Source organism: Longimicrobium sp., assembly GCF_036280135.1.
Taxonomy (GTDB): Bacteria; Gemmatimonadota; Gemmatimonadetes; order Longimicrobiales; family Longimicrobiaceae; genus Longimicrobium.
Window position 1 is genome coordinate 1 of sequence record NZ_DASURI010000126.1, and the last position, 3,042, is coordinate 3,042.

At 69.2% G+C, this 3,042-nt stretch carries 2 protein-coding genes and 1 riboswitch; of the genes, one reads left to right on the plus strand and one right to left on the minus strand.

Features of this window, described 5'->3' with window-relative positions; translation table 11 throughout:
* Positions 1-1,083: phosphomethylpyrimidine synthase ThiC (locus VFZ20_RS03935; protein ID WP_329682525.1), on the minus strand; the 1,083-nt coding region annotated here is incomplete at its 3' end.
* A 175-nt stretch (positions 1,084-1,258) separates the two neighbouring features.
* Positions 1,259-1,359, minus strand: a riboswitch (TPP riboswitch).
* Between the two features lie 280 nt (positions 1,360-1,639).
* Between VFZ20_RS03935 and VFZ20_RS03940 the strand changes: the two genes are divergently transcribed.
* On the plus strand, positions 1,640-3,042 hold a 1,403-nt coding region (locus tag VFZ20_RS03940; RefSeq protein ID WP_329682526.1), incomplete at its 3' end, for a SpoIID/LytB domain-containing protein.

Below are 3,042 nucleotides of genomic sequence, written 5' to 3' on the forward strand. Positions count from 1 at the left end.
CTGGGTGCGCAGCTCCGCGAACTGCGCCTCGTCGTTGGCGTCGTAGATCGATCCCGGCCGCAGCCCGTCGCCCAGCGAGAACGCCACGTCGTACGCCCGCATGATCTCGCAGATCTCGCGGAAGTGGGTGTACAGGAACGATTCCTTGTGATGAGACAGGCACCACTTGGCGATGATGCTTCCGCCGCGCGAGACGATGCCCGTCATCCGGTTGGCCGTCATGGGCACGTAGCGCAGCAGCACGCCCGCGTGAACCGTGAAGTAGTCCACCCCCTGCTCCGCCTGCTCGATGAGCGTGTCGCGGTAGATCTCCCACGTGAGCTCCTCGGGTACGCCGCCCACCTTTTCCAGCGCCTGGTAGATGGGCACGGTGCCGATGGGCACGGGCGAGTTGCGGATGATCCATTCCCGCGTCTCGTGGATGTTCTTCCCCGTGCTCAGGTCCATCACCGTGTCGGCGCCCCACAGCGTGGCCCAGCGCAGCTTCTCCACCTCGTCCTCGATGGATGAACGGACGGCGCTGTTCCCGATGTTGGCGTTGATCTTCACCTTGAAGCCGCGGCCGATGATCATCGGCTCCAGCTCCGGGTGGTTGATGTTGGCGGGAATGATGGCCCGCCCGCGCGCCACTTCCGACCGCACGAACTCGGGGTCCATCCCCTCGCGCAGGGCCACGAACTCCATCTCGGGGGTGATCTCGCCGCGCCGCGCGTAGTGCATCTGCGTCACGGGGCCCGTGCCACGCAGCGTGGGCCGATGCAGGGCCTCGGGCATCTCCACCGCCTGCGCGCCGGGCAGCGGGCGATAGGTGCGCTCCGTCCGCGCCACGTCGCCCCGGCCCAGGATCCAGTCCATGCGAAGGGGCTTGAGCCCGTGGCGCACGTCCGTCCCCAGTGGACCGCTGGTGTCGTAGACGCGCAGCGGGGGCTCGCCGCCGGACAGGCCGATCTCGCGCATGGGCACGCGAATGCCGTGGCGCCCCTCCACGTACACCTTGCGGCTGGCGGGGAACGCGTCGCCGTAGTCGCCGGTGGATGCGGCGCCGGCGGACGGGGCGGATGCGGGGCGGGCTCGATCGATCATCTGCGTCTCCATGCGGCGGGAGCGGACGACCCGGATCGGGAACAGCGGAGGAAGGACGGCGGATCCCGGCAAGGCGCATCGAACGAAAAAGGCGCCACGCCGGGAGATCCGGGGTGGCGCCTGGACGGATCACGGTCCTCCGGCCGAAGGAACGGCGCGGCGGATGGGCTCCATCGAATGCGACACGCCGCGCTCCCTACGCCGGTGTGAACCGGATCAGGTTCCAAGGGACTGTCTCAACCCCGCGGATCGCGCGGAGTACCCCTGGCGGCTTGCGGGATGAAAGGTAACCGCGCCGGACAAACGGGGCCAGTGCACGCCGTCCACGCGCCGGGACACCGTTCCGTCCATCCGCCCTCTCGGGCGGCGGATCGCCTGTCGACACCCGGCGGACGAGGGCGGGTCCGGACGCAAGAATTCGGAATATTCTTCCGTGCGTTCACGCCGGTTCTTTTGCTCCGGAGGTTGACAAATGCCCCGGCAGGTGTGTAAGTGATGGCTTCCTCCGAGCGTTCCCCGGCGCTTCGGCCGTCCATCCCTGCACCCCTCCTTTTCAATGATCCCTACTCGATTTGGGCGGATCCTTCCCGCGGCCGCGCTGCTGCTGGGCCTGGGCGCCTGCGTGGACGGTGACCCCACGGGCGCGACCGCCCGCGCCGACGGCCCCGCCCTGGACGAGGGCGTGACCGCGCAGGCGTGGAACGGAAACATCCGCATTGGCGTGATTCCCACGGCCACCTCCGTCACCCTGGGCAGCGCGGCGGACTGGACGGTCAGCGACAGGTCGACGGGTACCACCCTGCTCAGCGGCACGGGCGGCGTCTCGGCCACGGTCACGCTGGAAGCCGGCTCCGTGAGCGTGACCCGCTACCGCCTGCAGGTGGCGTGCGGCACCGCCACCGCCATCGCCGCGCAAAAGGCCGCCGCCGAGGCGCTGGGCCACGCCACCATGACCGAGGTGATCCCGGCGTGCACGCGGCTGTACATCGGCGACTTTGCCTCCAACGCGGCGTTCGGCGTGCGCAACACCTACCGCAACCAGGTGATCGCGCAGGGGCTGGCGGGCTCGGATTCGTTCTGGAAGCTGGTGACGGTCACCACCGGCGTTACGCAGTACCGCGTGAACACGGGCTCGGCGCAGGCCGTGAGCAGCGGCCCCGTGGTCCTCACGTCGTCCGACGGCCTGGTGACCATCGGCGGCGCGCCGTACCGCGGCGTGGCCGAGGTGCGCATCAACAGCGGCGGCACGCTGGCCGGCATCAACGAGCTGCCCATGGAGCAGTACCTGTACGGCGTGGTTCCCCGCGAGCTGCCGCCCACGGTGTACGACGAGCTCGAGGCGCAAAAGGCGCAGGCCATCGCGGCCCGCACCTACGCCATGCGCGGCCTGGGCAAGCGCAGCAGCGACGGCTACGACCTGCTGCCCACCACGAGCGACCAGGTGTACGGCGGCTACGCGGCCGAGCATCCCGTGAGCACGCAGGCCGTGGACGAGACCAGCGGCCTGGTGGCCACGTACAACGGCCAGCTCATCGAGGCGCTGTTCTTCAGCACCAGCGGCGGCACCACGGCCAACAACGAGGACGTGTACAACAGCGCCCCGCTGCCGTACCTGCGCGGCGTGATCGACCACCAGCGCGGCAACTCGGGCAACGTGCTGGACAGCATCCGGAACGCGCCCGGCGCCTTCAAGCTGCGCGGCAAGCGCAACGGCGACTTCGAGGCCGACTGGAGCCGCTACCACCGCTGGAGCTTCGAGTGGACGGCGGACGAGATCAGCGACGTGATCTCGCAGTACGCCGGCCAGGACGTGGGCCGCGTGCTGGCCATCAACGTGCTGGAGCGGGGCAACAGCGGCCGCGTCAAGCTCATCGAGTACGTCACGGAGGCGGGCACCTTTACCGACACCAAGGATCGCATCCGCAGCTCGCTCAAGTACGTCAACGCCAACGGCACGTT